Raw genomic sequence first — 23,557 nt, forward strand, 5'->3', positions numbered from 1 at the left:
TCAGGTGAGGAGAAAGCGGTGGCGACGGCGGTCGATCGCCGCCCACTCCCAAGTTCTCAGGGGCTGATCCACCAGCGCTCCACCCCCCAGGGCACTGATGGCCCGGCAGCCCAGCTGCTGCTGCAATGCTGTCGCTGAAAGATCCGCAGTTGCCGTTTTTGGCGCTGCCGGTGGAGGCTCTGCAAACAGCTCCTGCCACAACAGAGCCGGCGGGTCGAGCAGCACGCTGCCGTGCTGCAGCAGCTGGCGCCGGCGCCAGAGCTGGGCGCTGCCCACCCGCTTCTGGTGGTCGCGTCCCACCAGATCAGCCACCGTGCTGCTGGCGAAGCAGTGGGCGGGTGCAACCGTGGCCTCCTCCTGGCCCGGCGTGAGGATCAGACCCAGGGGCGCCAGGGCCTGCGCCAACCAGGCGGAGACCAGGCCGTAGGCCCGCTGGCCCTGACGGGGGGCCTCGGGCCAATGCAGGGCGTAGGTGAGGCTGCCGCCATGGAGTACGGCTCCACCGCCGCTGGGCCGTCGCACCAGGGTCAGGCGTCCCTGCCGCGCCGCCCTGCGCCAGGCCGGCGCGATCAGCCGCTGATGGTGGCCGAGCGAAAGGGTCGGAGTGCTCCAGGTGTAGAGGCGCAACACCCCCTGCCCGGGCTGGTCCAGCAGCTGGTCCAGCAGCCAGTCGTCGATGGCCATCTGCCAGTCGCCGCGCAGGCAGAGGGGTGGGATCCAGCGCCAGCTCGACGGAAACAGGGTGTCAGCGGGGGATGCTGGTGCCACCGGAGGGCTGCCATTCAACCCCGATCATGCTGAGCGACCTCCTGGTGCTGGTTCCCCTTGGAGTGGTGGCCGGACTGCTTTCAGGTCTGCTGGGGATCGGCGGTGGTCTGGTGTTCTCACCGATGCTGCTGATGGTGGGCCTTCCCCCCCATCAGGCCCTGGCCACCAGCACCCTGGCCATCGTGCCCACCACCCTGGGGGGAACCTGGGTGCACCTGCGCCAGGGTCGGGTGCGGCCGGCGGCGGGCCTGGCCATCGGCGTGAGTGCGGCCCTGAGCGGACTGCTGTTCAGCCAGCTGGGGGGGCTGCTCAGTGGCTGGCAGCTGCTGGCCCTGCAGGCCCTGATGTACACAACATTGACCCTCACCATCTCGCCTCGCCGCGAGCTGGAGACAGGCGAATCTGTGGTTGCGGCACCGCCATGGCCGGCCCTGGCCCTGGTGGGCAGCGTGGCGGGCCTGGCCGGAGGGCTGCTGGGGGTGGGGGGCGGTCTGCTGATGGTGCCCCTGATGATCAACGGCCTGCGCCTGCCGGTGCGCGAGGCGATCCGTCTCAGCACCCTGGCGGTGCTCTGCTCCGCCTCGGCCGCGTCGGTGACCTTCCTGGCCCTGGCCAAGGCCCAGGGGGCCATGGCCTTGACCCTCGGGGGAGCGGCCGCGGTGGCGGCCCGCTGGTCGGCAGCGCGGCTGGATCGGGTACCGGAGACCCTGCTGGTGCAGCTGCTGCGAGGCCTCACCGCGCTGCTGGCCCTCGACAGCGGTCGCCGCGCCCTCAGCCTGCTGCTGGGCTGATCGGCTCCCAGAAACCGGGATCGAGCTCGAAACCCAGCACCGCAGCCATCTGAGCGAGCCCCTGACGGCAATTCAGTCCTCGCTCCTGGCTCCAGTGATCCAACAGAAAAAAGCGATGGGTGATCCAGAGCTCAAGGCTTTCGGGCGCGAAACGGATCCCCTCATTGCGGCTGAAACCATGGGGCAGCAGCATGGCCACGTGGCGACAGAGCTGGCCGCTGCTGCGGTCGAGCACCAGGGGCAGCCAGGGATGGAGGGCATCCGCCCTCAGACTCCAGAGACGCAGTTCGGGCAGTTCAGAGAGCTCGCGGGGATCCTCCGGCTGGCGAGGCCAGTCGAACGTGAGGTCCAGGGCTCCGGCGGCAGCGAGCAGATCGGCTGGTGCACAGGTGCTCCAGGGATGCAGCGGTGAGAGGTCGAGGGTGCGGACACTCTCGGCGGAAATGGAGAGGCTGGAGGGAGGTTGGGCCATCAAGAGCTGTGACAGCCCGAAGCCATCACGTGACTGCGGGCGGAGCGGAGCCGAACAATGGTGGCGACATCTGTTTCCCATCGTTGGCCATGGTCACAACACTCAGCCAGGCAGAGGTTCTGATCGCCCTGGTGGTCGCCGCCCATGCCGGCATTCTGGCGATTCGTCTCTGCGTCAGCCTCTACCGGGCCTGAATCGAGGGCTCGCCCTTGGCAGGTCATCCATGACCTGCTACAAGCGAGCCATAACTTCTCCTTCTCCGCCTTGTCCGCCGCGCAGCAGCTCAGCCCCGGCTCCGCCCCAAGGCGCCAGACGGCCTCCAAGCGACGGGCAGCCTCTCGGTCCGTCGCATCGGCTCCTGTCAGTGCGGCTGAGGCGGTGGCCTTTCACCAGGGTTCAACCGACCGCCAGGAGCTGCTTTGCAGCGTGATCGGCCTCAGCGTCAAGTTGGGCATGACCCTGCTGGCCGGCCTCAGTTTGTTCCACCTGGCTGGCGCTTACCAGCAACGGCTCAACCAGCACGAGGAACTGAGCGCCATTCTTCAGATTGAGCAAGCCAAACTGCAGAAAGCCCAGAAGCGTTTCGATCAACTCTTCGTCACCTCTGGTGAACAACGGCTGATCCGCGAACAGGATCAGTGGATTGCCCCGAACCGGCTGCGGGTCGTCTGGAACGAACCGGCCGAAGCCAAACCCTCCCAGGCCCCAGCCACGAGGCCCCTGGTCAGCACTCAGGCCGTTCCTGCCCAGGTTCAGCGCTGAATTCTGAAGGCTCAGGATTTCGACCAGTTTGGCGTTGCGCGCCACGCAGGCCTGTGGAAACTGGCCGGATCAGAACCCCGCTGGTCAGGCTTGAAGTTGAACATGACCTTGTGTTGACCTTCGGCCAGCTCCCGGCACTGATTGCTGGCCATGTCCGTAGGTTGAAGCCCCCTTGACCTGCCACGCCCCGATGGCGTCAGCTTCCAGCGCTCCCACCCCCTCAGCAGCCCCCGGCCCCGCGACGGGCCAATCCGGCCAGAACGGCACTGTGATGATCACCGGAGCCTCCTCCGGAGTGGGCCTGTATGCCGCCAAAGCCCTGGCCCGGCGAGGCTGGCATGTGGTGATGGCCTGCCGCGATCTGACCAAGGCCAGAGCGGCAGCCAGCTCCCTGGCGATCCCTGAGAGCTCCCTCACCCACCTGCAGGTGGATCTGGGCGATCTTGAGAGTGTGCGCCAGCTGGTGAGTGCTTTTCATGCCACCGGCCGCAGCCTTGATGCGCTCGTCTGTAACGCCGCCGTCTACAAGCCGCGCCTGAAGCAACCGGAGCTCTCACCCCAGGGCTACGAGATCTCGATGGCCACCAACCATTTCGGGCACTTTCTGCTGATCCACTCCCTGCTGGATGATCTGAAGAAGTCCAGCCATTCCTCGCGCCGGCTGGTGATCCTGGGGACGGTGACGGCCAACTCCAAGGAGCTGGGCGGCAAGATTCCGATCCCGGCCCCCGCCGACCTGGGCGATCTTTCGGGCTTCGAGGCAGGCTTCAAGGCACCGATCAGCATGGCCAGTGGCAAGGTCTTCAAGCCCGGCAAGGCCTACAAGGACAGCAAGCTCTGCAACATGATCACCACCCAGGAGCTGCACCGCCGGCTGCACGGGTCCACGGGCATCATCTTCAGCTCTCTGTACCCCGGCTGCGTGGCTGACACGCCCCTGTTCCGCAACACCCCGAGGGCGTTCCAGACCATCTTCCCCTGGTTCCAGAAGAACATCACCGGCGGATATGTGAGCCAGGAGTTGGCTGGGGAGCGGGTGGCCCAGGTGGTGGCCGATCCAGACTTCGCCGTCTCGGGAGCGCACTGGAGCTGGGGCAATCGCCAGAAGACGAATGGTCAACAGTTCATTCAGGAACTTTCGGAGAAGGCCAGCGATCCCGAAACCGCTGCTAAAACCTGGGACCTGTCCATGAAACTCGTCGGTCTCACCTGAGGGCCGTGTGATGGTGATGCCCCGTCCGCTTCGCTGGGTTCTCGCTCTGGTGCTCGCCGGTGGATTGCTGCTGGGGGGGGCGTTGCTGTTGCCCTTCAGCGAGTGGTTGCCCGGTGGAACAGTCGGCGATGTGCCGCTGCAGCAGGTGGTGAACGGCAGCACGTTCAACCAGTTGTTTCCAGCTTTGGATCCCGTATTCCGCGTGACGATGTCGCAGGAGAAGCGGGGGTTCAGCGAGGCTCGCCTGAAACAGGGAGATCAGCTGATTGCCCTGCTGGCCATCTCCGACACGATCACTGCACCGGAAGCCCTGGCCAAGTTCGAGCAGGCCAGGGAGCAGCTCAAGGGTTGGCCACTGGTGGAGCAGGGGCCCCATGCCAGCGCGCTGCTGGTGGCTGATCGCTTTCAGGTGAAGGTGATCGAGCAGGGCAACTCCCTGGATGCCGCCCATCGCCACGATGTGCTGGAGGAATTTGATCTTCAGGGGCTGGCCTCCTTGGCCACTCCAGTCCTCCCCCGCAGCTGAGGCCATGGGCACCCCCGTTCTCACCCGCCTGGAGCGCCTGCCGCGGCGGGGCTTGACCGTGCTCTCTCTCCAGGGCCTGAGCCTGCTGGTTCCCGGTGGCTGGAGCAACGTCACCAGCGCCGAGGCCCTGATCGAATCCGTGATCGGCAGCAACGATCCAACCCTGATTGCCCAGGTGCGGGCCCGGGCCGATCTGCTCAGCCGTGCACGCCATGAGGGCTATGGCCGGGCCCTGAGCGTCTACGACGCCGTCAATCGCTCCCAGCACGCCACGGCTGGATTGCGGGTGCTGGCTGGAGTGAGTGCCGGCGTGCCGCTGCTGAAACGCATGGCCGATCTCACGCCGCCAGGGGACACATTGCAGGCGGTGGACCTGGGTCTGAAGGTGTCGGCAGAGTTGCTGGCCTTCACCCAGGTGAATGGACTACCTGGCGACAGCTTCGCTGACTTCGCCGCCGCCCTGGCCGATTACGGCTCGGAGGCACGGCTGCGCATGGCCGCCCTGGTCACGTTTGATGGTCTGCTGCCCCTCGGAGATCAGGCGCTGCAGCGCCTGGATGGGCTGCTGGGCCAGGCCAGCGCGAGCCAGCTGCGCCAGTTGCCGGCCTACGGACGCATGGCCGGTCTGATGCCGGGCCGCGGCGACCAGGCCCACATGGGTTTCGTGCGCCGGGGAGTGGAGCAATGGGTGGGCTGGGCCGATGGACTGGTGTCTCAGCTGGGGCTCAGCGGCCAGCGGGCTGTGCAGGCCCTGGAAACCACCCTGGGTCCGTGGCAGGGTCGCATGAATCAGCTGGCGGTGTTTCTCGATGCCTTCACCGACACCTACGCCCACACAGGCGTTCAGGCGGTGGCCCGTCGCCTGGTGGAGCGGGCCGCCGCCGAGATCTGAACCCAGCCGGCCTCACGCAGGCCGGCTTGTGATCAATCGAATCCGAGCAGGTCGAAGATCTCACGGTCCTTGAGCGATTCGGCCTCAAGGGGCTCCACGTTGCTGAGCATCTTCTGCGCCAGGCTGAGATACTCCTGTTGAACGGCTTCCACCTCAGGGCTGGGCTCCATCTCGAAGATGGTGCATTTCTTCAGGCGGGAACGACGGATCGCATCCACCGTTTTGAAGTGGGCCATGGTGCGCAGGCCGGTGCGCTCGTTGAAGCGATCAATCTGATCGGTCTCCTCGGAGCGGTTGGCGATCACACCACCGAGCCGAACCTTGTAGTTCTTGGCCTTGGCGTTGATCGCCTGCATGATCCGATTCATCGCAAAGATCGAATCAAAATCATTGGCGGTCACGATCAGGCAGTAGTTGGCATGCTGCAGCGGGGCCGCAAAACCACCACAGACCACATCACCCAGCACATCGAAGATCACCACATCGGTATCTTCAAGAAGATGGTGCTCCTTCAGCAGCTTCACTGTCTGGCCGGTGACATAGCCGCCACAGCCGGTGCCCGCCGGGGGGCCACCGGATTCCACGCACATCACCCCGTTGTAGCCCTCGAACACGAAATCTTCAGGGCGCAGTTCCTCGGTGTGGAAATCCACGGTCTCGAGGATGTCAATCACCGTGGGCACCATCTTCTTGGTGAGGGTGAAGGTGCTGTCGTGCTTGGGATCACAACCAATCTGCAGCACCCGCTTGCCCAGCTTCGAGAACGCCGCGGAAAGGTTGGAGGAGGTGGTGGACTTGCCGATCCCCCCCTTGCCATAGACAGCGATCACCAGAGCACCTTCCTCGATGTTCATCGAGGAGTCTTGATGCACCTGAAGACTGCCTTCGCCATCCTCATGGCCGCTGGCACCGGCTTTGGCGGAAGCTGTGGTCTGCTTGGGCGGCAGAGTTGTGGTCATAACACGTCCTTGGCCGAGTCGACATCGGCAGTGCATTCATCAAAGTGCAGCCAGGCAGGCAGATGCTGGCTCTGGCTCAAACCGAAACATCACGACAATCGGGATCTTGAAATGCTCACCCGCATCGCCTAGGCCCGCTCAACGGCTGAAGTGGGCCTTGGCTTCGTAGAGCGTTTCCTCCGTGATCTCCGCCACACCGCGTTCGTTGGCATAGGCCTCGGTGTTGCGCCGCACTTTCCCCCGCACGAAGAAAGGGATTCGTGAGAGTTCAGCCTCACCGGATGCCGTCCAGCGCAGGGCGCCTCCTTCCGGTGTGGCGGAGAGCGGTGTGACCTCCTGCGCCTCGCCAGCCGGAGCGGCGGGCGGCTGAAGCGCTGGAGCAGACGCGCCTTCGAGATGACTGAAGTGGCCATCAACGAATTCAAAATCGTGGCGGAACATTCCGATCAGGTGTTCCTCCAGACCCATCATCAGAGGATGCACCCAGGAATCGAAGATCACATTCGCCCCCTCCCAGCCCATCTGGGGCGCATAGCGGGCGGGCACATCCTGTACATGCAGCGGTGCACTAATCACCGCGCAGGGAATCCCCAACCGCTTGGCACTGTGGCGCTCCATCTGGGTGCCGAGCACCAGCTCCGGTGCCGCATCGGCCATGGCCTGCTCCACCGCCAGATAGTCGTCGGAGATCAGGGCCTCAAGGCCCAGTTCCTTGGCGGCGGCGCGCACCTCACGGGCCTGCTCGCGGCTGTAGCTGCCCAGGCCCACCACCGTGAAGCCCAGTTCCCGCGAAGCGATCCGGGCCGCAGCGATGGCATGGGTGGCATCGGCGAAGATGAACACCCGCTTGCCGGTGAGGTAGGTGGAATCCACCGATTTCGAATACCAGGGCAACCTGGAGCTGCGGTCGGCCTCGCGCAGCTCCGGCGGCTCCAGGCCCAGCAGGGCGGAAATCTCGCGCAGAAACTGAGCGGTGGCTCCGATGCCGATCGGAACGGTGCGGACCACGGGAGTGCCGAAGTTGCGCTCCAGCCAGCTGCAGAGCGGACCGGCCACCTCCGGGTAGAGGCAGAGGTTGGCGTCGGCCGCCGGCAGGCGGATCAGGTCGGCCGGCCTCGCCCCCAGCGGTGCCACCACATTCACGTCGATGCCGTGGTCCGCCAGCAGACCACGCAACTCGCGCACGTCGTCGCGGCAGCGAAAGCCCAGCAGGCTGGGACCCAGCAGGTTCACCCGCGGTCGGCGGTTCTCCTGCTTCCAGCGCTCGGGCCCTGGCTTGGCGGTGCCGGGGGCGGGCACCAGATCCTTGAGCAGCCCGCGGCAGAGCTGGTAGAGGGTTTCAGCGGCGCCCCAGTTTTCTTTTTTCGAGTAGGCGGGCAGATCCAGGCTCACCACCGGCACGCCCAGATTCATGCCATGGGCCAGGGATCCCGGCTGGTCCTGGATCAGCTCAGCTGTGCAGCTTTCGCCCACCAGCAGGGCTTCGGGCTGGAAGCGATCCACCGCCTGCTGGATCGAGCGTTTCACCAGCTCAGCGGTGTCGCCGCCTAGATCGCGGGCCTGAAAAGTGGTGTAGGTGACAGGGGGCCGGCGGTCGCGCCGCTCGATCATCGTGAACAGCAGATCGGCGTAGGTGTCGCCCTGGGGGGCGTGAAGCACGTAGTGCACACCCTCCATCGAGGCGGCGATGCGCATGGCACCGACGTGGGGGGGGCCTTCGTAGGTCCAGAGGGTCAGTTCCATTGCAGCAACTCCCGGCGGTTGAGGGGACGGGCGAACAGTTCAGCGAGATCGGCAGCCTGGTCACAGCCATGGATCGGGCTGAACACCAGCTCGATCGACCACTTGGTGGCAAAGCCCTCGGCTTCGAGCGGATTGGCCAGACCCATGCCGCAGACCACCAGATCAGGGCGGCTGGCACGGACGCGCTCCAGCTGCTTCTCCACATCCTGCCCTTCGCTGAGTTGGGTGCCCGCTGGCAGCAGGGGCAGTTCCTCAGCCATCAGCTGACGGTCGAGGTAGGGGGTGCCCACCTCCACCAGCTCCATGCCGCACTCCCGGCTCAGGAAACGGGCCAGGGGAATTTCCAGCTGGGAATCGGGCAACAGGAACAGACGCTTGCCCTCCAGTTTGCGGCGCAGGGGCTCCAGGGCGCGCCGGCCCCGCTCCGCCAGGGGGTCAAGCACCTCGGCCACCCGTTGGGGATCGATGCCGAAGGCCGCCGCCGCCGCCGCCATCCAGGCGCAGCTGCCCTCCACCCCAAGCGGGTAGGGGGCGGAGATGCGCTGGGCGCCGCGGCGCTCCAGGGCCCGCACCGTGTCGGCCACGAAGGGCTGGGCCAGCAGCAGGTGGGTGCCGGGACCCACCGGCGGCAGGTCGCTGGACTGGCGTGGCGGCAGGGTGCGCACCGTTTCAAGGCCCATGCGCGCAAACAGGGAGAGGAAGCGTTCCTCCACCCCATCGGCCAGGGTGCCCACAATCAGCAGCTGCGGTTCAGGGCTGCTGGGCAGCAGGGGAACCAGGGAGGTGAGGGCGCCGTCCTCCCCCTGGGTGAAGGTGGTTTCAATGCCACTGCCGGAATAATTCACCACCCGCACCCGACCCTGCATGCGGGTGTTGATGCGCTCAGCGGCCTTGGCCAGATCCAGCTTGATCACCTCCGACGGGCAGGAGCCCACCAGGAAGAGCATGCGGATCTCGGGTCGACGGGCCAGCAGGTCACCCACCACGCGGTCGAGTTCCTCGTTGGCGTCCGCCAGGCCGGCGAGATCACGCTCCCCCAGGATCGCTGTGCCGAAACGGGGTTCCGCAAAAATCATCACCCCGGCGGCCGACTGGACCAGGTGGGCGCAGGTGCGTGAGCCCACCACCAGGAAAAAGGCATCAGGCATGCGCCGGTGCAGCCAGACAATTGAGGTGAGGCCGCAGAACACCTCCCGCTGCCCGCTTTCACGCAGCACGGGCGGAAGGGTGGACGTCAGGGCCATGGGCGCGAACCGGTGATCCATTACGGGTTAGCCAACCAGGCTGCGGAAACCATCGGCTGTTGACAAGTCTTCGGGATCAGGTCGAAACCAGGCGGCCGCCGCCTGCCGGCGCCACTTCGTTACAGGTCTTCATAACCAAGGCGTGCTTGTTGGTCCGCAGCCGTACATGAGCAGGCCTTATCAAAGCCCCCACAAACCGTGATCGATCAAAGCCCCCGAATCGCTTGACGGCGGGGTATGCCGCCGAGCATGGTCCTTATCGAACCTCCCCCCCTTTTCCGGAGTAGGCAATGGCGAATGAAACCATGGGCATCGCCCTCGGCATGATCGAGACGCGCGGTCTGGTGCCGGCCATCGAAGCGGCCGACGCCATGACCAAAGCTGCCGAAGTGCGTCTGATCGGCCGCGAGTTCGTGGGTGGCGGTTACGTGACCGTCCTCGTGCGAGGCGAAACCGGCGCTGTGAACGCGGCTGTGCGCGCCGGTGCCGATGCCTGTGAGCGCGTGGGTGACGGCCTTGTGGCTGCCCACATCATCGCCCGCCCCCACCGTGAAGTCGAGCCGGCACTGAACAGCAGTTTCGGTCTGGGTTCCAAGGACTGATGCCTGACGCGCCCCTGAAGGAGCGCAGCACTCTCATCATTCCCACCCGACCAACAAGGAGATTTTCCCCATGAGCAAGAAGTACGACGCTGGGGTCAAGGAGTACAGAGACACGTACTGGACTCCCGACTACGTCCCCCTGGACACCGACCTGCTGGCCTGTTTCAAGGTCACCGGCCAGGATGGCGTTCCCAAGGAAGAAGTGGCCGCTGCCGTGGCTGCCGAATCCTCGACCGGCACCTGGTCCACCGTGTGGTCCGAGCTCCTCACCGACCTCGACTTCTACAAAGGCCGTTGCTACCGCATCGAAGACGTTCCCGGTGACAAGGAGTCGTTCTACGCCTTCATCGCCTACCCGCTGGATCTGTTCGAGGAAGGTTCGATCACCAACGTGCTCACCTCCCTGGTGGGCAACGTGTTCGGCTTCAAGGCCCTGCGTCATCTCCGTCTGGAAGACATCCGCTTCCCGATGGCCTTCATCAAGACCTGCCCCGGCCCGCCGAACGGCATCTGCGTCGAGCGCGACCGGATGAACAAGTACGGCCGTCCTCTGCTGGGCTGCACGATCAAGCCGAAGCTGGGTCTGTCCGGCAAGAACTACGGCCGGGTGGTGTACGAATGCCTCCGCGGTGGCCTCGACTTCACCAAGGACGACGAGAACATCAACTCCCAGCCGTTCCAGCGCTGGCAGAACCGCTTCGAGTTCGTGGCCGAAGCCACTCAGCTGGCCCAGGAGGAGACCGGCGAGAAGAAGGGGCACTACCTCAACTGCACCGCTTCCACTCCCGAAGAGATGTATGAGCGGGCTGAGTTCGCCAAGGAACTGGGCCAGCCCATCATCATGCACGACTACATCACCGGTGGCTTCACCGCCAACACCGGTCTGTCGAAGTGGTGCCGCAAGAACGGCATGCTGCTGCACATCCACCGCGCCATGCACGCGGTGATCGACCGTCACCCCAAGCACGGCATCCACTTCCGGGTGCTGGCCAAGTGCCTGCGCCTCTCCGGTGGTGACCAGCTGCACACCGGCACCGTGGTGGGCAAGCTCGAAGGTGATCGCCAGACCACCCTGGGCTTCATCGACCAGCTGCGTGAATCCTTCGTTCCCGAAGACCGCAGCCGCGGCAACTTCTTCGACCAGGACTGGGGCTCCATGCCCGGCGTCTTCGCCGTGGCCTCCGGCGGTATCCACGTGTGGCACATGCCCGCGCTGGTGGCGATCTTCGGCGACGACTCCGTGCTGCAGTTCGGTGGTGGCACCCACGGCCACCCCTGGGGCTCCGCCGCCGGCGCGGCTGCCAACCGCGTGGCCCTCGAAGCCTGCGTCAAGGCCCGCAATGCCGGTCGTGAGATCGAGAAGGAGAGCCGCGACATCCTCATGGAAGCCGCCAAGCACAGCCCCGAGCTGGCCATCGCTCTCGAGACCTGGAAGGAGATCAAGTTCGAGTTCGACACCGTCGACAAACTTGACGTCAACTGATCGGCGCTGACGACTTTGGGGGGAGGGACTTTCTCTCTCCCCTCTGTCACCACCAAGCCATCCGATTCGCCTCTTCCATTCACCTGATTCCCCACAAGGATCCCCATGCCCTTCAAGAGCACCGTGGGTGACTACCAAACAGTCGCCACCCTGGAGACTTTCGGCTTCCTCCCGCCGATGTCTCAGGACGAAATCTACGATCAGATTGCTTACATCATTGCCCAGGGATGGAGCCCGCTGATCGAGCACGTCCACCCCAGCCGTTCGATGTCGACCTACTGGTCGTATTGGAAACTTCCCTTCTTCGGTGAGAAGGACCTGGGCGTGATCGTCAGTGAACTCGAGGGCTGCCACCGCGCTTACCCCGACCATCACGTGCGTCTGGTGGGCTACGACGCCTACACCCAGAGCCAGGGTTCCTGCTTCGTGGTCTTCGAAGCACGCTGATCGCAGCGGCAGGTTCCGGCCAGTTCCGGAACCTGCTAGCTGCCTCTTTCATTTCATCCGACGGCTCGTGAAGGGCTCATGAAATGGCAGGCCCAAGGCCTTCCTTTCTTCAGTTCTGCGCAGCTGTCCCCTCTCAGGTTGTTTCTTCATAGGGCGGACATGGCATCTCAATCCAGTCGCGAAGCGGCCCTTGCGCGCCGGATGGCGCTCTCCACGGCCGGAAAAACGGCGGAGAAGAGGTATGCCAACAGTGCCAACCGCACCCGCAGCGCCGCTGAGGCCCGCCCCACTCGCTCGATCACCCCGGTGGCCGCAGCCGTCAGCCGTGAGGCCGACGCGCCCACCAAGCCCCTGTTCAGCGGCAGTGCTGGCCACGGACACTCCAGCTCGCCCCAACAGGTCAGTCGGGCCCCCATCAGCAATCCCAGCCGGGATCTGGTGCTGGCCCGGCGTGAAGCCCTGAGCAAGCGCGGCAAGCGTGCCGACACCAGCAAGGACCGCAGCCGCGACAGCAGCGCCCTGCGCGCCGTCGCCACGCCAGCTCCAGCACCGGTAAGCGCACCGCCTTCCGCCGCCAGCCGTCCCGCTCTCTCCCTGAGCGCCCCTTCGTCCGCTTCCCTCAGCGATCGCCGCAGCAACGGCAACCGGGCCACGACCAAGCGCTCCGCCCAGTTCAACCCCAGCCGCGCCATCGTCATGGCCCGCCGCGAAGCCCTCTCCAAGCGCGGCAAGTCGGCGTCCACCAACAGCTCCAGCGGCACCGCCGCCGTGGTGCGCCAATCGAACCCCGACATCAGCAGCCGGGAGCTGGCCCATCGCATCCGCGATCTCAAGAGCAAGAACGGCGCCGGAGCCATCAGCCGCGGCACCGGCGTGACCCGTCCCACTGGTCCCCGGCGCGGGCCCGACAGGATGGCCGCCGCCGCCCAGGACGCCAGCTGGAAGGTGGGGGCCAGTGAAACGGTGCGCGGTCAGGTGGTGACCGGCACCCAGGCCAATCGTTCCGAGAAGACCACCGGCAACGAGGCCAGCACCTGCCGCCCGATCACCGGCACCGAATACATGGGTGCGGATATCTTCCGCACGTTCTGCCAGAGCGAGCCCGAGGCGTTGCAGCCCGCCAAGGTGCGCGTCACCGCCACCAGCCACGGCAACCGCGTCACCGGCAATGAGGTGGGCCGTTCGGAGAAGGTCACCGGCGATGAGCCCGGCACCTGCAAGTCCGTCACCGGCACCGAGTACATCTCGGCGAACCAGGCGGCCGCCTATTGCGGCACCACCTCCGTCAGCCCCCGCAAGGTGGGCCACAGCCAGACCGTGGCCGGCAGACCTGTATCGGGTGTGATGGTGGGTCGCTCCGAGCGGGTCACCGGCGACGAGCACGGAGCCGGCATCCAACCCACCGGCACCCAATACGTGGGCTCCGATTCGATCAGCACCCCCGGCATGGCCCCGCCGAAGGTGGCCAGCGTCCAGACCCTGAGGGGCACCGGCATCACCGGAACGCTGGTGGGCCGCAGCGACAAGGTCACCGGCGATGAGCCCGGCTCTTGCCGTCGCGTCACCGGCGATGAGTACATCGGCAGTCAGCAGTACCAGAACTTCTGCGGCGGCCGCCCGGAGCCCGAAGCGGCCAAGGTGGGCTTCAGCCTCACCAACAAGCAGTTGATCGTCTCGGGCACCAACACCGGCCGCTCCTCCAAGGTCACCGGCGATGAGCCCGGCACCTGCAAAGCCGTCACCGGCACGCCCTACGCCGGCCTTGAGCAGGCCAGCGCCTGGTGCGATTCCTCGGCTGTGCGCGGCATCCGCCAACGCACTCCGGCCCGCGCCGGTACCCCCGGGCCGCGCATGAGCGGTCTGCAACCGGGCATCGGTGGGGTGATGACCGGCGCCTCCAAGGGAGCCTGCGAACCCGTATCAGGCACCCCCTATGTGGGCGTCGATCAGTACAACGAAGCCTGCAGTGCCGCCCAGGGTCACGAAGCCGATTTTCCCCAGCCGCTGGAGACCCAGCCCTGGCAGGAGTTCAGCGTGCAGTCACCGGCACGGGCCGCCCATCAGCAACGGGAGCGCAGCTCAGCGGTCACCGGTACCCGCTACGAAACCAGCGCCAGGATTACCGGCCCTTTTGATCTGGCCGGTGGCAAGGTCACCGGCACCGAGCACGCCCGCTTCGACAAGCGCGGCCCCGAGCCCCAGCCGCTGCCTGCCGTGCGGCGCCAGACCTCCGTGCTGCCCCCCCGCCCCCAGGCGGCAGCCCCCATGCCCATGGCCCCGATCAGCGTCGATGAAGAGGCGCGGCCCACCAGTCGCGTCACCGGCGAAGGCATCTCCGCTGGCCTGAACATCACCGGCGACGACTGGGACCGGGGCAAGCGCGTCACCGGTACGGAGGGGGCCTCGGCCCGCCGCCGCAACCCCACCCGCACCGGGCCGATGACGGCAATGGCCACCATCCCGCTCAAGCGCAATGAAGAGGTGATGCAACCGATCAGCCGTGTCACCGGCTCGAGCGGCAACACCGACAGGGGCTCATTGATCACCGTCTCCGGCGGCGCTCGAGGCTGATGTTCTCCTTCCCCTCCACCCTGTCGCAGCACTGAACCTTGCCCCGCCCCCGCCGCTACGGCTCCGCCGAGAGGCCCCTGGCTCCCACGGCCCCAGCCCGCCGCCCACCCTCCAGCCTCTCCCTCTCCGGCTCAGCGCCGGGGAGAGCCGGACGTTTCCCTGCTGCCGTGGAGCCTCACCCGCTCAGCGATCCAGCGGCGAATGAACGCCTGCAGGCCTACGAAAGCGAGGTGAAGCGCTCGTTCGATCGCATCGTGCCGGTGCTCAAGCAGCTCTCGGCCCTGCAACACGATGACGACTTTGTCGAGCAGGCCCAGCGCCATGCCCTCAAGGAGCTCGGCCATGGCTTGCCGCCCACCATCCTCGAGTCGGCCTGGGTGAGCCAGCTCGACATGCGCAGCCTCTTCGCCTGGTGCCTGTTCGAGGCCTACGAGCAGGTCAGCGCCGGTTTCTTCCGCGACGATCCGCTCCAGGGCCAGGAGGGCAGCGAGAGCGCCGAGGCCTTCAACGCCTTCCTGCTCTCCTGTGGCTTTCATCTGCTGGATGTCAGCCCCTGCGCGGATGGCCGTCTGGCCCACGCCATCGCCTACGCCCTGCGTCTTCCTTTCGGCTCCGTGCGCCGCCGGCCCCACGCCGGCGCGATGTTCGATGTGGAGAACACGGTGGATCGCTGGGTGCGCACCGAGCATCTGCGCTACCGGGAAGCACGGCCCAACAGCGCCCATGAACCCACCCGCTACCTCAAGGTGGTGGTGTATCACTTCAGTTCCCGCGACCCCGGCCACGAGGGCTGCGCCGCCCATGGCTCCAATGACGCCGCCGCCGCCGCCGGCGGCCTGCGCCGCCTGCAGGAGTTCCAGCAGGCCGTGGAGAACAGCTTCTGCTGTGGAGCTTCCGTTGACCTGCTGCTGATCGGGCTCGACACCGACACCGACGCCATCCGCGTTCACGTGCCCGATGTCAACGGCCACACCGATCTGGACCGCTGGCTCGATGCCCTCGAGGCCTATGCCGCCACCCAGGATCTGCCCGCTGAGGCCGCCCGCGACCGGCTGCTGGCACTGGTGCTCTCGGCCCGCTCAGGCAACGGCGACACGATCGCCGATGGGGCTGTTGACCCCGGAATGGCGCGGCTCATCACGCGTCTGATCGAGCACAACATCTCCCAGATCGATTTTGTGCGCGCTTATCACGATGGCGCCTATGCCGATGCAGGCCACGCCGAGCGTTTCATCGGTGTGGGCATCGGCTTCAAGGAGATTCACCTGCGCAATCTCACCTATTTCGCCCACATGGACACGGTCGAGGAAGGGGCCGCTGATCTCGACGTGGGCGTCAAGATCTTCAAGGGTCTGAACGTATCCCGCGGGCTGCCGATCCCCGTGGTGATTCGTTTCGATTACCACGGCAGTGTGCCGGGGGCGCGCGAGCGGGCCGTGCTCTATTGCCAGCGCACCGAAGACGCCATCTGCAACCGCTATCCCGACCTGGTGGACAGCGGTCTGCTGCACACGCTGCTGAGCGTGCGCGATCGCGACCGCCACGTTCCAGCTGAAACGGTCGGCTCATCGATCAAGCTGCACACCAGCGGAGGCCATTGAGATGCTGATCTGCCGAGTTCTCAAACCCCTGGTGTCCACCAACCGGATCCCCGAATTCGAGCACAAGCACCTGCAGGTGGTGCTGGATGGCAGTTCCCAGAAGGTGGCTGTCGACGCTGTGGGCTGCATCCCCGGCGACTGGGTGATCTGTGTGGGCAGCTCCGCCGCCCGTGAAGCCGCCGGCAGCAAGTCGTACCCCAGCGATCTCACGATCGTGGGGATCATCGACCACTGGGATCCGGAGGCGGGCAAACCCAATCCGCCGTCACCCGCAGGTGCTGCCTGATGGAAATCATGGAAGTCACCGGCTCCCTGGTCTGCAGCCAACGGGTGGAAGGTCTGCTCCATTGGCAGCTGCGCATCCTGCGCTCCACCAAAGGCAAGTTGATGGTGGCCGTTGACCCGGTGGGTGCCGCCCCGGGCAACTGGGTGTTCACCGCCAGCGGCTCAGCCGCCCGTTTCGCCACCGGCCAGCCCGACACCCAGACCGACCTGACGATTGCTGGGATCATTGATCTCTGGGATCCAGACGATTGATCCTCCCTCCCTCCCCCTCCTCTCTGCCGTCCGCCCAGCTCGATCCATGGCCACACCCTCCTCCCGCCAACCCACCTCCCGGCGCAGCAGCGCCAGCAGTGGTGTGAGCCAAGCTGCCGGCACCAAGGCACTTCCTGCCTCGGCCACCACCCCAACCCCCTCCCCTGCGGACAAACCCGTGGACCCCCCTCCAGCCTCAGGTCCATCCGCCACCGGTGGCAGCAAGCCTGCCTCCACCACAGCGGTGGCCGCCAGCCGCGGCCGCTCCGGTGGCACCACCCCTCCCTCCAAGTCCCCCTCTTCTTCCCAAGCCATGGCTTCGACTCCGCACGGCATCGCTCTCGGCATGATCGAAACCCGTGGTCTCGTGCCCGCCATCGAGGCGGCTGACGCCATGACCAAGGCCGCCGAAGTCACGATGATCTCCCGTGAATTCGTGGGCGGCGGCTATGTGACCGTGATGGTGCGCGGCGAAACCGGCGCCGTCAACGCCGCGGTGCGCGCCGGCGCCGATGCCTGCGAGCGCGTGGGCGACGGACTGGTGGCCGCTCACATCATTGCCCGCCCCCACAGTGAGCTGGAGCCGGTGCTGGCCTTCAGCGGCGCTGAGCGCAGGAGCTGAGGGCCATGGAGACCGTTCACCCTCGGGTGCTGGGCTACCTGGGTCGGGCTCTGAGCCTGGAACTCTCCGCGGTTCAGCAGTACATGACCCAGGCCTCCCTGCTCGCCCTCTGGGGCGATGGCGGATCCGCCGAGCGGTTCCGCCAGGAAACGGTCGAGGAGATGCAGCATGCCGAGCGCCTGGTGCAGCAGATGCTGCGTCTCGGCGTGGCGCCGGCGGCCTCCCAGCTCAAGCCCGTGAGCGCCGCCCGCGACCTGATCGGACTGCTGCGCCTGAACATCGTGCAGGAGGACGAACTGATCCAGCACTACGCCGAGGCCAATCGCTTCTGCCTGCTGGTGAGCGACCTGGGCAATGCCCAGTTCTTTCACGACCTCTGGCAGGAGGAATCTCAGCATGGCGATGAGCTGGAGGCCTGGGTGCAGGATCTGGCCGGGCTGGAGCGTTCGTGGGCATCTCAGCGGGTCACGTTCTGAGCATTGGCTGAGTTTGGGGTGCGGGAGTTGGATTCGGCCCGCTCCCTGCCTTTGAATTGATCGCCAGCTGTTCGGCCTGTTCTCCTTGTCCGCGGCCCTTCCCCTGCCTGTTCAGCTGGCCTGGCTGATTCCGATCTACGGCTTCTGTGGGGTAGGCCTGTCGTTGCCCTGGGCCTGTGGCTGGTTTCGCCTCAGCGGACCGCGGCCAGCCGCCTATCTCAACATCCTGGTGACGCTGCTGGCGTTTCTGCATGGCAGCTTGCTGATGCTGATCGTGCTGCGCGATGGCAGTTACAGCCTCAGCCACGACTGGTTCCAGACGGCTGATCTACAGCTGCAGCTGAGTTTCGAGCTCTCCAGCACCAGCCTGGCCAGCCTGGAGCTGGTGACAGGGCTGAGCCTGCTGGCGCAGGTGTTTGCCCTGGGCTATCTCGACAAGGAGTGGTCGCTGGCGCGTTTCTACGGACTGGTGGGCTTCTTTGAGGGGGCCATGGCCGGGGTGGTGCTCTCCAGCTCCCTCTTCCTCACCTACTTCCTGCTGGAGATGCTCACCCTCTCCACCTATCTGCTGGTGGGGTTCTGGTACGGGCAGCCCCTGGTGGTCACAGCAGCCCGTGATGCCTTCCTCACCAAGCGGGTGGGCGACGTGCTGCTGCTGATGGGCGTGGTGGCCCTCTCGGCCTGGGCCGGGGTGATGAGCTTCGAAGACCTCTACCGCTGGGTGCCCACGGCCGACCTCACGCCCCTGGCCGGCAACCTGCTGGGCCTTGGTCTGATCGCCGGACCCCTGGGGAAATGCGCCCAGTTCCCGATGCACCTCTGGCTGGATGAGGCGATGGAGGGGCCGAACCCCGCCTCGATCCTGCGCAATTCGGTGGTGGTCACCTGCGGTGCTCTGGTGCTGCTGCGGCTGATGCCGATCCTGCAGCTCTCGCCGCTGAGCCTGGCGGTGCTGGTGGCGCTGGGGTCGATCACGGCCGTGGGCGGATCCCTGGTGGCGATCGCCCAGGTGGACATCAAGCGCACCCTCTCGTACACCACCAGCGCCTACATGGGCCTGGTGTTCGTGGCCATCGCCCTGCAGCTGCCGGCCATCGCCCTGCTGCTGCTCTTCGCCCATGCGGTGGCCAAGGCACTGCTGTTCATGAGCGTGGGCAGTGTGATCGCCACCACCAACTGCCAGGACCTCTCGGAACTCGGTGGCATGGGCAGCCGCATGCCCGCCACCACGCTGGCCTTCCTGGTGGGTGCTGCCGGCAGCACCGCCCTGCTGCCCCTGGGCTGTTTCTGGGCCTTTGCCCTCAACGTGGAGGCCCTGGGCCAGAGCGCCCCGGCCCTGGCGGCCATCGTGCTGGTCACCAACACCCTCACTCTGGTGAACCTGACCCGGGTGTACAGGCTGGTGTTCCTGGGGGCGCCCCAGCCCAAGACGCGGCGCACCCCGGAAGCCAACTGGTCGATGGCGGTGCCGATGGTGGCCCTCAGCGTGCTGGTGCTGGTGACGCCCTGGATCATGGCCCGGATCGATCCAGTGCCGGGCCTGGCCTCCTTCTCCCCCCAGGTGCTGGCCTGGCTGATCCTCAGCAGCGTGCTGGGGCTGGTGATCGGCAGCCGGATCCCTCTGCACAAGGCCTGGTCGCGGCCGATCCTGCCCCTCTGGCGGGTGCTGCAGGACCTGCTGGCCTTCGATCTCTACACCGATCGCATCTACCGGGTCACGGTCGTGGCCCTGGTGGCTCGGCTGGCCTGGTGGGTCGACTGGTTCGATCGCCGCGTGGTGGATGGTCTGGTGAACCGGCTGGGGAGGCTGTCGCTGGCCAGTGCCGAGGGAATGCGCCTGGGCGTGAGCGGCCAGATGCAGACCTACGTGCTCACCGGAGTGGTGGCGATCGTGCTGCTGCTCACCTCCCTCTCCTGGGTGGTGCGATGACGGCCACGATCAGCGGAGCTCGCCGATGCTGAGCGCCCTGCTGCTGATCCCCTTGCTGGGGGCCCTGCTGCTGCTGATCTGGCCAGGGGAGCCCAGCGTTGGTCGCTGCAGGGCACTGGCCCTGAGCCTGCTGGGGCTGCAACTGCTGATGACGCTGGCGGTGCTGCTGCGCTTCGATCCTGCGATCAGCGGCCCGCAACTGCTGGAGGTGGCTCCCTGGGTGGGCAGCCTGGGCCTCGAGTACCGCCTCGGGGTGGATGGCCTCTCGCTGCCGCTGGTGCTGATCAATGGTCTGCTGAGCTTTGTGGCCGTGGCGGTGACGGCCAGCGACACCAGCCGTCCGCGGCTGTACCACGCCCTGCTGCTGTTGATCAGCGCAGCGGTGAACGGGGCCTTCCTGGCCCAGAACACGCTACTGTTCTTCCTGTTCTATGAGCTGGAGCTGATTCCGCTCTGGCTGCTGATCGCCATCTGGGGCGGGAGCAACCGGGCCTACGCCGCCACCAAGTTTCTGATCTTCACGGCCGTGTCGGGGATGTTGATCCTTGGAGCCTTCTTCGGCCTGGCCCTGGCCAGCGGCAGCGCCGATTTCAGCTTCAACCCACGGCTGGCCAACGATCTGGATCTGGGGGTCCAGCTGCTGCTGCTGGGCGCTCTGCTGGTGGGCTTCGGCATCAAGATTCCGCTGGTGCCCTTTCACACCTGGCTGCCGGATGCCCACACCGAAGCGTCCACGCCGGTGTCGGTGCTGCTGGCCGGAGTGCTGCTGAAGCTGGGCACCTATGGCCTGCTGCGCTTCTGCCTCGGTCTCTTCCCCGCGGCCTGGGAGCTGCTGGCCCCATGGCTGGCCAGCTGGGCGGCGCTCTCGGTGCTGTTCGGCTCGCTGGCGGCGATTCAGCAGCAGGACATGAAGCGGATGGTGGCCTACAGCTCCGTGGGCCACATGGGCTACGTGCTGCTGGCGGCGGCGGCGGCCACGCCGGTGAGCCTGCAGGGGGCCCTGTTCCAGATGATCAGCCATGGCCTGATCTCGGCGCTGCTGTTCCTGCTGGTGGGCGTGGTCTACAGCGCCACCGGCAGCCGCGACATGTCGGTGCTGCGGGGGCTGCTCAATCCCCAGCGGGGGCTTCCCCTCACCGGCTCGCTGATGGTGGTGGGCGTGATGGCCAGCGCCGGCATTCCCGGCATGGCCGGTTTTGTGGCTGAGTTTCTGGTGTTCCGCGGCAGCCTGGTGGCCTTCCCCCTGCAGACGCTGCTCTGCATGGTGGGCTCAGGCCTGACGGCGGTGTACTTCCTGTTGCTGGTGAACCGGGCCTTCTTCGGCCGTCTCGACACACCGCTAGCCGCTTCTCGGCAGCTGCTGCCGGCCATTCCCCTGGCCCGTCAGATTCCGGCCCTGGCCCTGACCGTGGCGATCCTGGCGATCGGCCTGCTGCCCCAGGGGCTGGGCACGTTGATGGAGCGCAGCACTGCCGCCCTGAGCGCCACAACCCTGGGCGCACCGCCCCAGCTGATCGCCAGCGCCCGCCAGGAGCAGGGATGAACCAGCCCAACAGCAGCGGAGTCGATCCGGGGCAGGTGCTGCGCGAGCGCCTGCTGGGTGGTGTCACCCTGCTGGAGGAGTCGAGCGAGCATCTGCTCGAGGTGGTGGCCGTGCTCGAGAGCTACGGCCATGTCCTCGATGCCTACAGCCTCAACCTGGTCCATCAGGCCCAGAGGGAATTCCTCAATCCGCTGCCGGTGTTCCGCTTCTTCAATGGCGCCATCACCCCGGCGCGGCTGTGGCGCCACCTGCGCCATGACCGGATCAACTACGAGTACGCCGAGTACTGCCAGCGCTCGATGCTCTGGCATGGCACCGGCGGGCTCGACACCTATCTCGATGGCGAAGCCTTCCTGGCCAGCTGCGAGCGGGTGATCCAGCAGCGCTGCCGCCATGACCCGTTGCTGGCGCTGCTGCAGCGGCTCTTCCCGGGGTTCCTGCCGGAGCAGATCCGCTCCGCCGCCACCGCCAGCGCCCTGGCCCAGTTCTGGCGGGTGATGAGTGATCTGTTCCTGGATCTGGCCGCCGCCAGGCGCAGTGGTGAGGTGAGCTCCATCGCCATGGTGGTGCGCTTCATCCAGGACGGCCTGGTGGCGGCCGCCGCCGCTCCGATCACCTACGCCGTGGAGCTGGGGGGAACCAGCTTTGAGATCCTTCCCCCCGAGGCCGGCCTCACCTTCCTGGTGGATGTGGCCGTGCCCTATGTGGAGGCGGTGTTTCTGCGGGGCACCCCCTTTCTGGGCACGGTGTCATTCAACGCCCAGGCACGCCAGATCCCCCACGATCAGAGCCAGTTCACCTACGGCGCCCTCTACGCCGACCCGCTGCCCACCATGGGAGCCGGCATTCCCCCCAGCCTGCTGATGCAGGACATGCGCCGCCACCTGCCGCCGGAGCTGGAGCGCCACTACGCCGGAGTGGGCCGGGGCCTGGGCGATCTCTACGTGAAACTCTGCACCAGTTTCCAGAAGGCGATGTTCTGCGTCACCAATGCGGCCATCGCCGGCACCTTCCCCCATCCCCTCAGCACCCGGGACCCCGGCGAGCGCGAATCCAACGGCGCCTACGCCGCCGCCTGGGTGGAGCGCCTCAGGATCGCCCGCATCGACTGCCTTCCCGCCGGCGAATCCCTGGTTTCGCAGCCGATCCCCGACGAGCGGATCCAGCCTGGAGCCAGCGGCAGGCTGGGCTAAGTTTCGGCCATGGATCAGCCCTGGACCCACCGGCAGCGTCCCGAGCGGCTGGAGCGCCGCATCGAGTTCGCCGACTACGAAACCACCCGAGCCTTCCTCGAGCGGCTCAATGAGTGGTCTGAGCAGGAGAAGCGCTATCCGGACATCAGCTTCGGGCGCACCTACGTGAACCTGACCCTGCGGCCCCAGCAGGAAGATGGTCCGATCGAGGAGCTCGACCACGCTCTGGCCACAGCCATCGATGCCCTGCTGCCATGACCGGGGTGAGCGCCGATGACACCCCCGTCGATCTGCGCGCCGCCTACGACGGCACCGGGGTGAGTGAGGTGCTCGACCAGCTCGATCGCGAGTTGATCGGCCTGCGCCCGGTGAAGACCAGAATCCGTGAGATCGCCGCACTGCTGGTGGTGGAGCGGGCCCGCAAGCAGGTGGGCCTCACCACCGCGGCCCCGAGCCTGCACATGTCGTTCACGGGCAGGCCTGGCACCGGCAAGACCACGGTGGCCGAGCGCATCTCCGAGATCCTGCACCGGCTGGGCTACGTGCGCAAGGGCCACCTGGTGACCGCGACCCGGGATGATCTGGTGGGTCAGTACATCGGCCACACGGCACCCAAAACCCGCGACATGCTCAAAAAAGCAATGGGCGGGGTGCTGTTCATCGATGAGGCCTACTACCTCTACAAGCCTGAAAATGAGCGTGATTATGGCGCTGAAGCGATTGAGATTCTGCTGCAGGTGATGGAGAACAACCGCGATGATCTGGTGGTGATCTTCGCTGGTTACAAGGACAAGATGGATATCTTCTACCAATCCAATCCAGGCCTCTCCTCCCGGGTGGCGAACCACATCGATTTCCCTGATTACACGGCCGTGGAGCTGCTGGCCATTGCCCAGCTGATCCTGGCCGCCGAGAGCTACCGCTTCGGTGATGAGGCCAAGGCCGCCTTCTACGACTACATCCAGCGGCGCATGCAGCTGCCCTTCTTCGCCAATGCCCGCTCGATCCGCAATGCCATCGACCGGGCGCGCATGCGTCAGGCCAACCGGCTCTTCAACCACATGGGCCGGGGTCTGACCAAGCTGGATCTGATCACGATCCAGGCCGAGGACATCACCGCCAGCCGCGTCTTCCATGGCGAAGTGGAGGGTCTCGACCCCAGCCTGCCGCTCACCTGAAGCT

The 23,557-nt window shown here is 66.2% G+C and carries 25 protein-coding genes; 19 read left to right on the forward strand and 6 right to left on the reverse strand.

Features of this window, described 5'->3' with window-relative positions; genetic code table 11:
* Positions 1-768, reverse strand: coding sequence for a lipoyl protein ligase domain-containing protein (locus KQ304_RS04135; protein ID WP_259735853.1), 768 nt, complete (start codon positions 766-768; stop codon positions 1-3).
* Positions 769-794: 26 nt separating this feature from the next.
* Here KQ304_RS04135 and KQ304_RS04140 point away from each other — a divergent pair, with 26 nt between their 5' ends.
* Positions 795-1,559 carry a sulfite exporter TauE/SafE family protein gene (locus tag KQ304_RS04140; protein WP_259735854.1) on the forward strand — a complete coding sequence of 255 codons (765 nt, stop codon included), beginning with the start codon at positions 795-797 and terminating at the stop codon, positions 1,557-1,559.
* On the opposite strand, the gene KQ304_RS04145 is transcribed toward KQ304_RS04140, so the two are convergent.
* Complete coding sequence (locus KQ304_RS04145) at positions 1,540-2,031, reverse strand: CRR6 family NdhI maturation factor (RefSeq protein WP_259735855.1); 492 nt, start codon at positions 2,029-2,031, stop codon at positions 1,540-1,542. The genes KQ304_RS04140 and KQ304_RS04145 overlap by 20 nt on opposite strands.
* An 89-nt stretch (positions 2,032-2,120) precedes the next feature.
* On the opposite strand from KQ304_RS04145, the gene psaM reads away from it, so the two are divergent.
* Entirely contained in the window at positions 2,121-2,225 is a 105-nt protein-coding gene (gene psaM, locus KQ304_RS04150; protein WP_037979659.1) for a photosystem I reaction center subunit XII, read from the forward strand.
* Between the two features lie 202 nt (positions 2,226-2,427).
* On the opposite strand, the gene KQ304_RS04155 is transcribed toward psaM, so the two are convergent.
* Positions 2,428-2,838: a hypothetical protein gene (locus tag KQ304_RS04155; protein WP_259735856.1), complete on the reverse strand. Its 411-nt coding sequence runs from the start codon at positions 2,836-2,838 to the stop codon at positions 2,428-2,430.
* A 145-nt stretch (positions 2,839-2,983) separates the two neighbouring features.
* Here KQ304_RS04155 and KQ304_RS04160 point away from each other — a divergent pair, with 145 nt between their 5' ends.
* The 3 genes from KQ304_RS04160 to KQ304_RS04170 are packed head-to-tail and all read left to right on the forward strand — an operon-like array spanning position 2,984 to position 5,424.
* Complete coding sequence (locus KQ304_RS04160) at positions 2,984-4,006, forward strand: protochlorophyllide reductase (RefSeq protein WP_259735857.1); 1,023 nt, start codon at positions 2,984-2,986, stop codon at positions 4,004-4,006.
* Between the two features lie 16 nt (positions 4,007-4,022).
* Positions 4,023-4,532, forward strand: coding sequence for a hypothetical protein (locus KQ304_RS04165; RefSeq protein WP_259735858.1), 510 nt, complete (start codon positions 4,023-4,025; stop codon positions 4,530-4,532).
* A 4-nt stretch (positions 4,533-4,536) separates the two neighbouring features.
* Positions 4,537-5,424 (forward strand): hypothetical protein, encoded by an 888-nt coding sequence (locus tag KQ304_RS04170; RefSeq protein WP_259735859.1) that lies wholly within the window; start codon positions 4,537-4,539, stop codon positions 5,422-5,424.
* Positions 5,425-5,456: 32 nt separating this feature from the next.
* Here KQ304_RS04170 and bchL read toward each other — a convergent pair whose 3' ends face one another.
* The 3 genes from bchL to KQ304_RS04185 all read right to left on the reverse strand — a co-directional run bounded on the left by bchL (position 5,457) and on the right by KQ304_RS04185 (position 9,370).
* Positions 5,457-6,383 carry a ferredoxin:protochlorophyllide reductase (ATP-dependent) iron-sulfur ATP-binding protein gene (bchL, locus tag KQ304_RS04175; RefSeq protein ID WP_259735860.1) on the reverse strand — a complete coding sequence of 309 codons (927 nt, stop codon included), beginning with the start codon at positions 6,381-6,383 and terminating at the stop codon, positions 5,457-5,459.
* A gap of 138 nt (positions 6,384-6,521) precedes the next feature.
* On the reverse strand, positions 6,522-8,126 hold the full coding sequence (locus KQ304_RS04180) for a ferredoxin:protochlorophyllide reductase (ATP-dependent) subunit B (RefSeq protein WP_259735861.1): 1,605 nt from the start codon (positions 8,124-8,126) through the stop codon (positions 6,522-6,524).
* Positions 8,117-9,370, reverse strand: coding sequence for a ferredoxin:protochlorophyllide reductase (ATP-dependent) subunit N (locus KQ304_RS04185; RefSeq protein ID WP_259735862.1), 1,254 nt, complete (start codon positions 9,368-9,370; stop codon positions 8,117-8,119). Before KQ304_RS04185 ends, KQ304_RS04180 begins: the two co-directional genes overlap by 10 nt.
* 290 nt (positions 9,371-9,660) lie before the next feature.
* On the opposite strand from KQ304_RS04185, the gene KQ304_RS04190 reads away from it, so the two are divergent.
* The 14 genes from KQ304_RS04190 (at position 9,661) to cbbX (ending at position 23,553) form a co-directional block, all read left to right on the forward strand.
* Positions 9,661-9,972: a BMC domain-containing protein gene (locus KQ304_RS04190; protein WP_015107695.1), complete on the forward strand. Its 312-nt coding sequence runs from the start codon at positions 9,661-9,663 to the stop codon at positions 9,970-9,972.
* Between the two features lie 70 nt (positions 9,973-10,042).
* Complete coding sequence (locus tag KQ304_RS04195; RefSeq protein ID WP_259735863.1) at positions 10,043-11,455, forward strand: form I ribulose bisphosphate carboxylase large subunit; 1,413 nt, start codon at positions 10,043-10,045, stop codon at positions 11,453-11,455.
* A gap of 105 nt (positions 11,456-11,560) precedes the next feature.
* Positions 11,561-11,902 (forward strand): ribulose bisphosphate carboxylase small subunit, encoded by a 342-nt coding sequence (locus KQ304_RS04200; RefSeq protein WP_259735864.1) that lies wholly within the window; start codon positions 11,561-11,563, stop codon positions 11,900-11,902.
* Positions 11,903-12,061: 159 nt separating this feature from the next.
* A complete protein-coding gene (locus KQ304_RS04205; protein WP_259735865.1) occupies positions 12,062-14,473 on the forward strand; it encodes a CsoS2 family carboxysome shell protein in 2,412 nt (803 codons plus the stop codon).
* Positions 14,474-14,511: 38 nt separating this feature from the next.
* Positions 14,512-16,074, forward strand: coding sequence for a carboxysome shell carbonic anhydrase (locus KQ304_RS04210; protein WP_259735866.1), 1,563 nt, complete (start codon positions 14,512-14,514; stop codon positions 16,072-16,074).
* A 1-nt stretch (position 16,075) separates the two neighbouring features.
* Complete coding sequence (locus tag KQ304_RS04215; protein ID WP_259735867.1) at positions 16,076-16,360, forward strand: carboxysome peptide A; 285 nt, start codon at positions 16,076-16,078, stop codon at positions 16,358-16,360.
* Positions 16,360-16,611, forward strand: coding sequence for a carboxysome peptide B (locus KQ304_RS04220; RefSeq protein ID WP_259735868.1), 252 nt, complete (start codon positions 16,360-16,362; stop codon positions 16,609-16,611). Before KQ304_RS04215 ends, KQ304_RS04220 begins: the two co-directional genes overlap by 1 nt.
* Positions 16,612-16,657: 46 nt before the next feature.
* Entirely contained in the window at positions 16,658-17,233 is a 576-nt protein-coding gene (locus KQ304_RS13670) for a BMC domain-containing protein (protein WP_311133884.1), read from the forward strand.
* Between the two features lie 5 nt (positions 17,234-17,238).
* A complete protein-coding gene (locus KQ304_RS04230; protein WP_259735869.1) occupies positions 17,239-17,709 on the forward strand; it encodes a ferritin-like domain-containing protein in 471 nt (156 codons plus the stop codon).
* An 85-nt stretch (positions 17,710-17,794) separates the two neighbouring features.
* On the forward strand, positions 17,795-19,639 hold the full coding sequence (locus KQ304_RS04235) for an NAD(P)H-quinone oxidoreductase subunit F (RefSeq protein WP_259735870.1): 1,845 nt from the start codon (positions 17,795-17,797) through the stop codon (positions 19,637-19,639).
* 25 nt (positions 19,640-19,664) lie between these two features.
* A complete protein-coding gene (locus KQ304_RS04240) occupies positions 19,665-21,182 on the forward strand; it encodes an NADH-quinone oxidoreductase subunit M (RefSeq protein WP_259735871.1) in 1,518 nt (505 codons plus the stop codon).
* Positions 21,179-22,375 (forward strand): CO2 hydration protein, encoded by a 1,197-nt coding sequence (locus KQ304_RS04245; RefSeq protein WP_259735872.1) that lies wholly within the window; start codon positions 21,179-21,181, stop codon positions 22,373-22,375. Before KQ304_RS04240 ends, KQ304_RS04245 begins: the two co-directional genes overlap by 4 nt.
* A 9-nt stretch (positions 22,376-22,384) precedes the next feature.
* Positions 22,385-22,633: a 4a-hydroxytetrahydrobiopterin dehydratase gene (locus KQ304_RS04250; RefSeq protein WP_259735873.1), complete on the forward strand. Its 249-nt coding sequence runs from the start codon at positions 22,385-22,387 to the stop codon at positions 22,631-22,633.
* Positions 22,630-23,553 (forward strand): CbbX protein, encoded by a 924-nt coding sequence (cbbX, locus tag KQ304_RS04255; RefSeq protein WP_259735874.1) that lies wholly within the window; start codon positions 22,630-22,632, stop codon positions 23,551-23,553. Before KQ304_RS04250 ends, cbbX begins: the two co-directional genes overlap by 4 nt.
* Positions 23,554-23,557 lie beyond the last annotated feature (4 nt).

It is taken from the genome of Synechococcus sp. CS-1329, from assembly GCF_025128055.1.
Classification (GTDB): Bacteria; Cyanobacteriota; Cyanobacteriia; order PCC-6307; family Cyanobiaceae; genus Regnicoccus_A.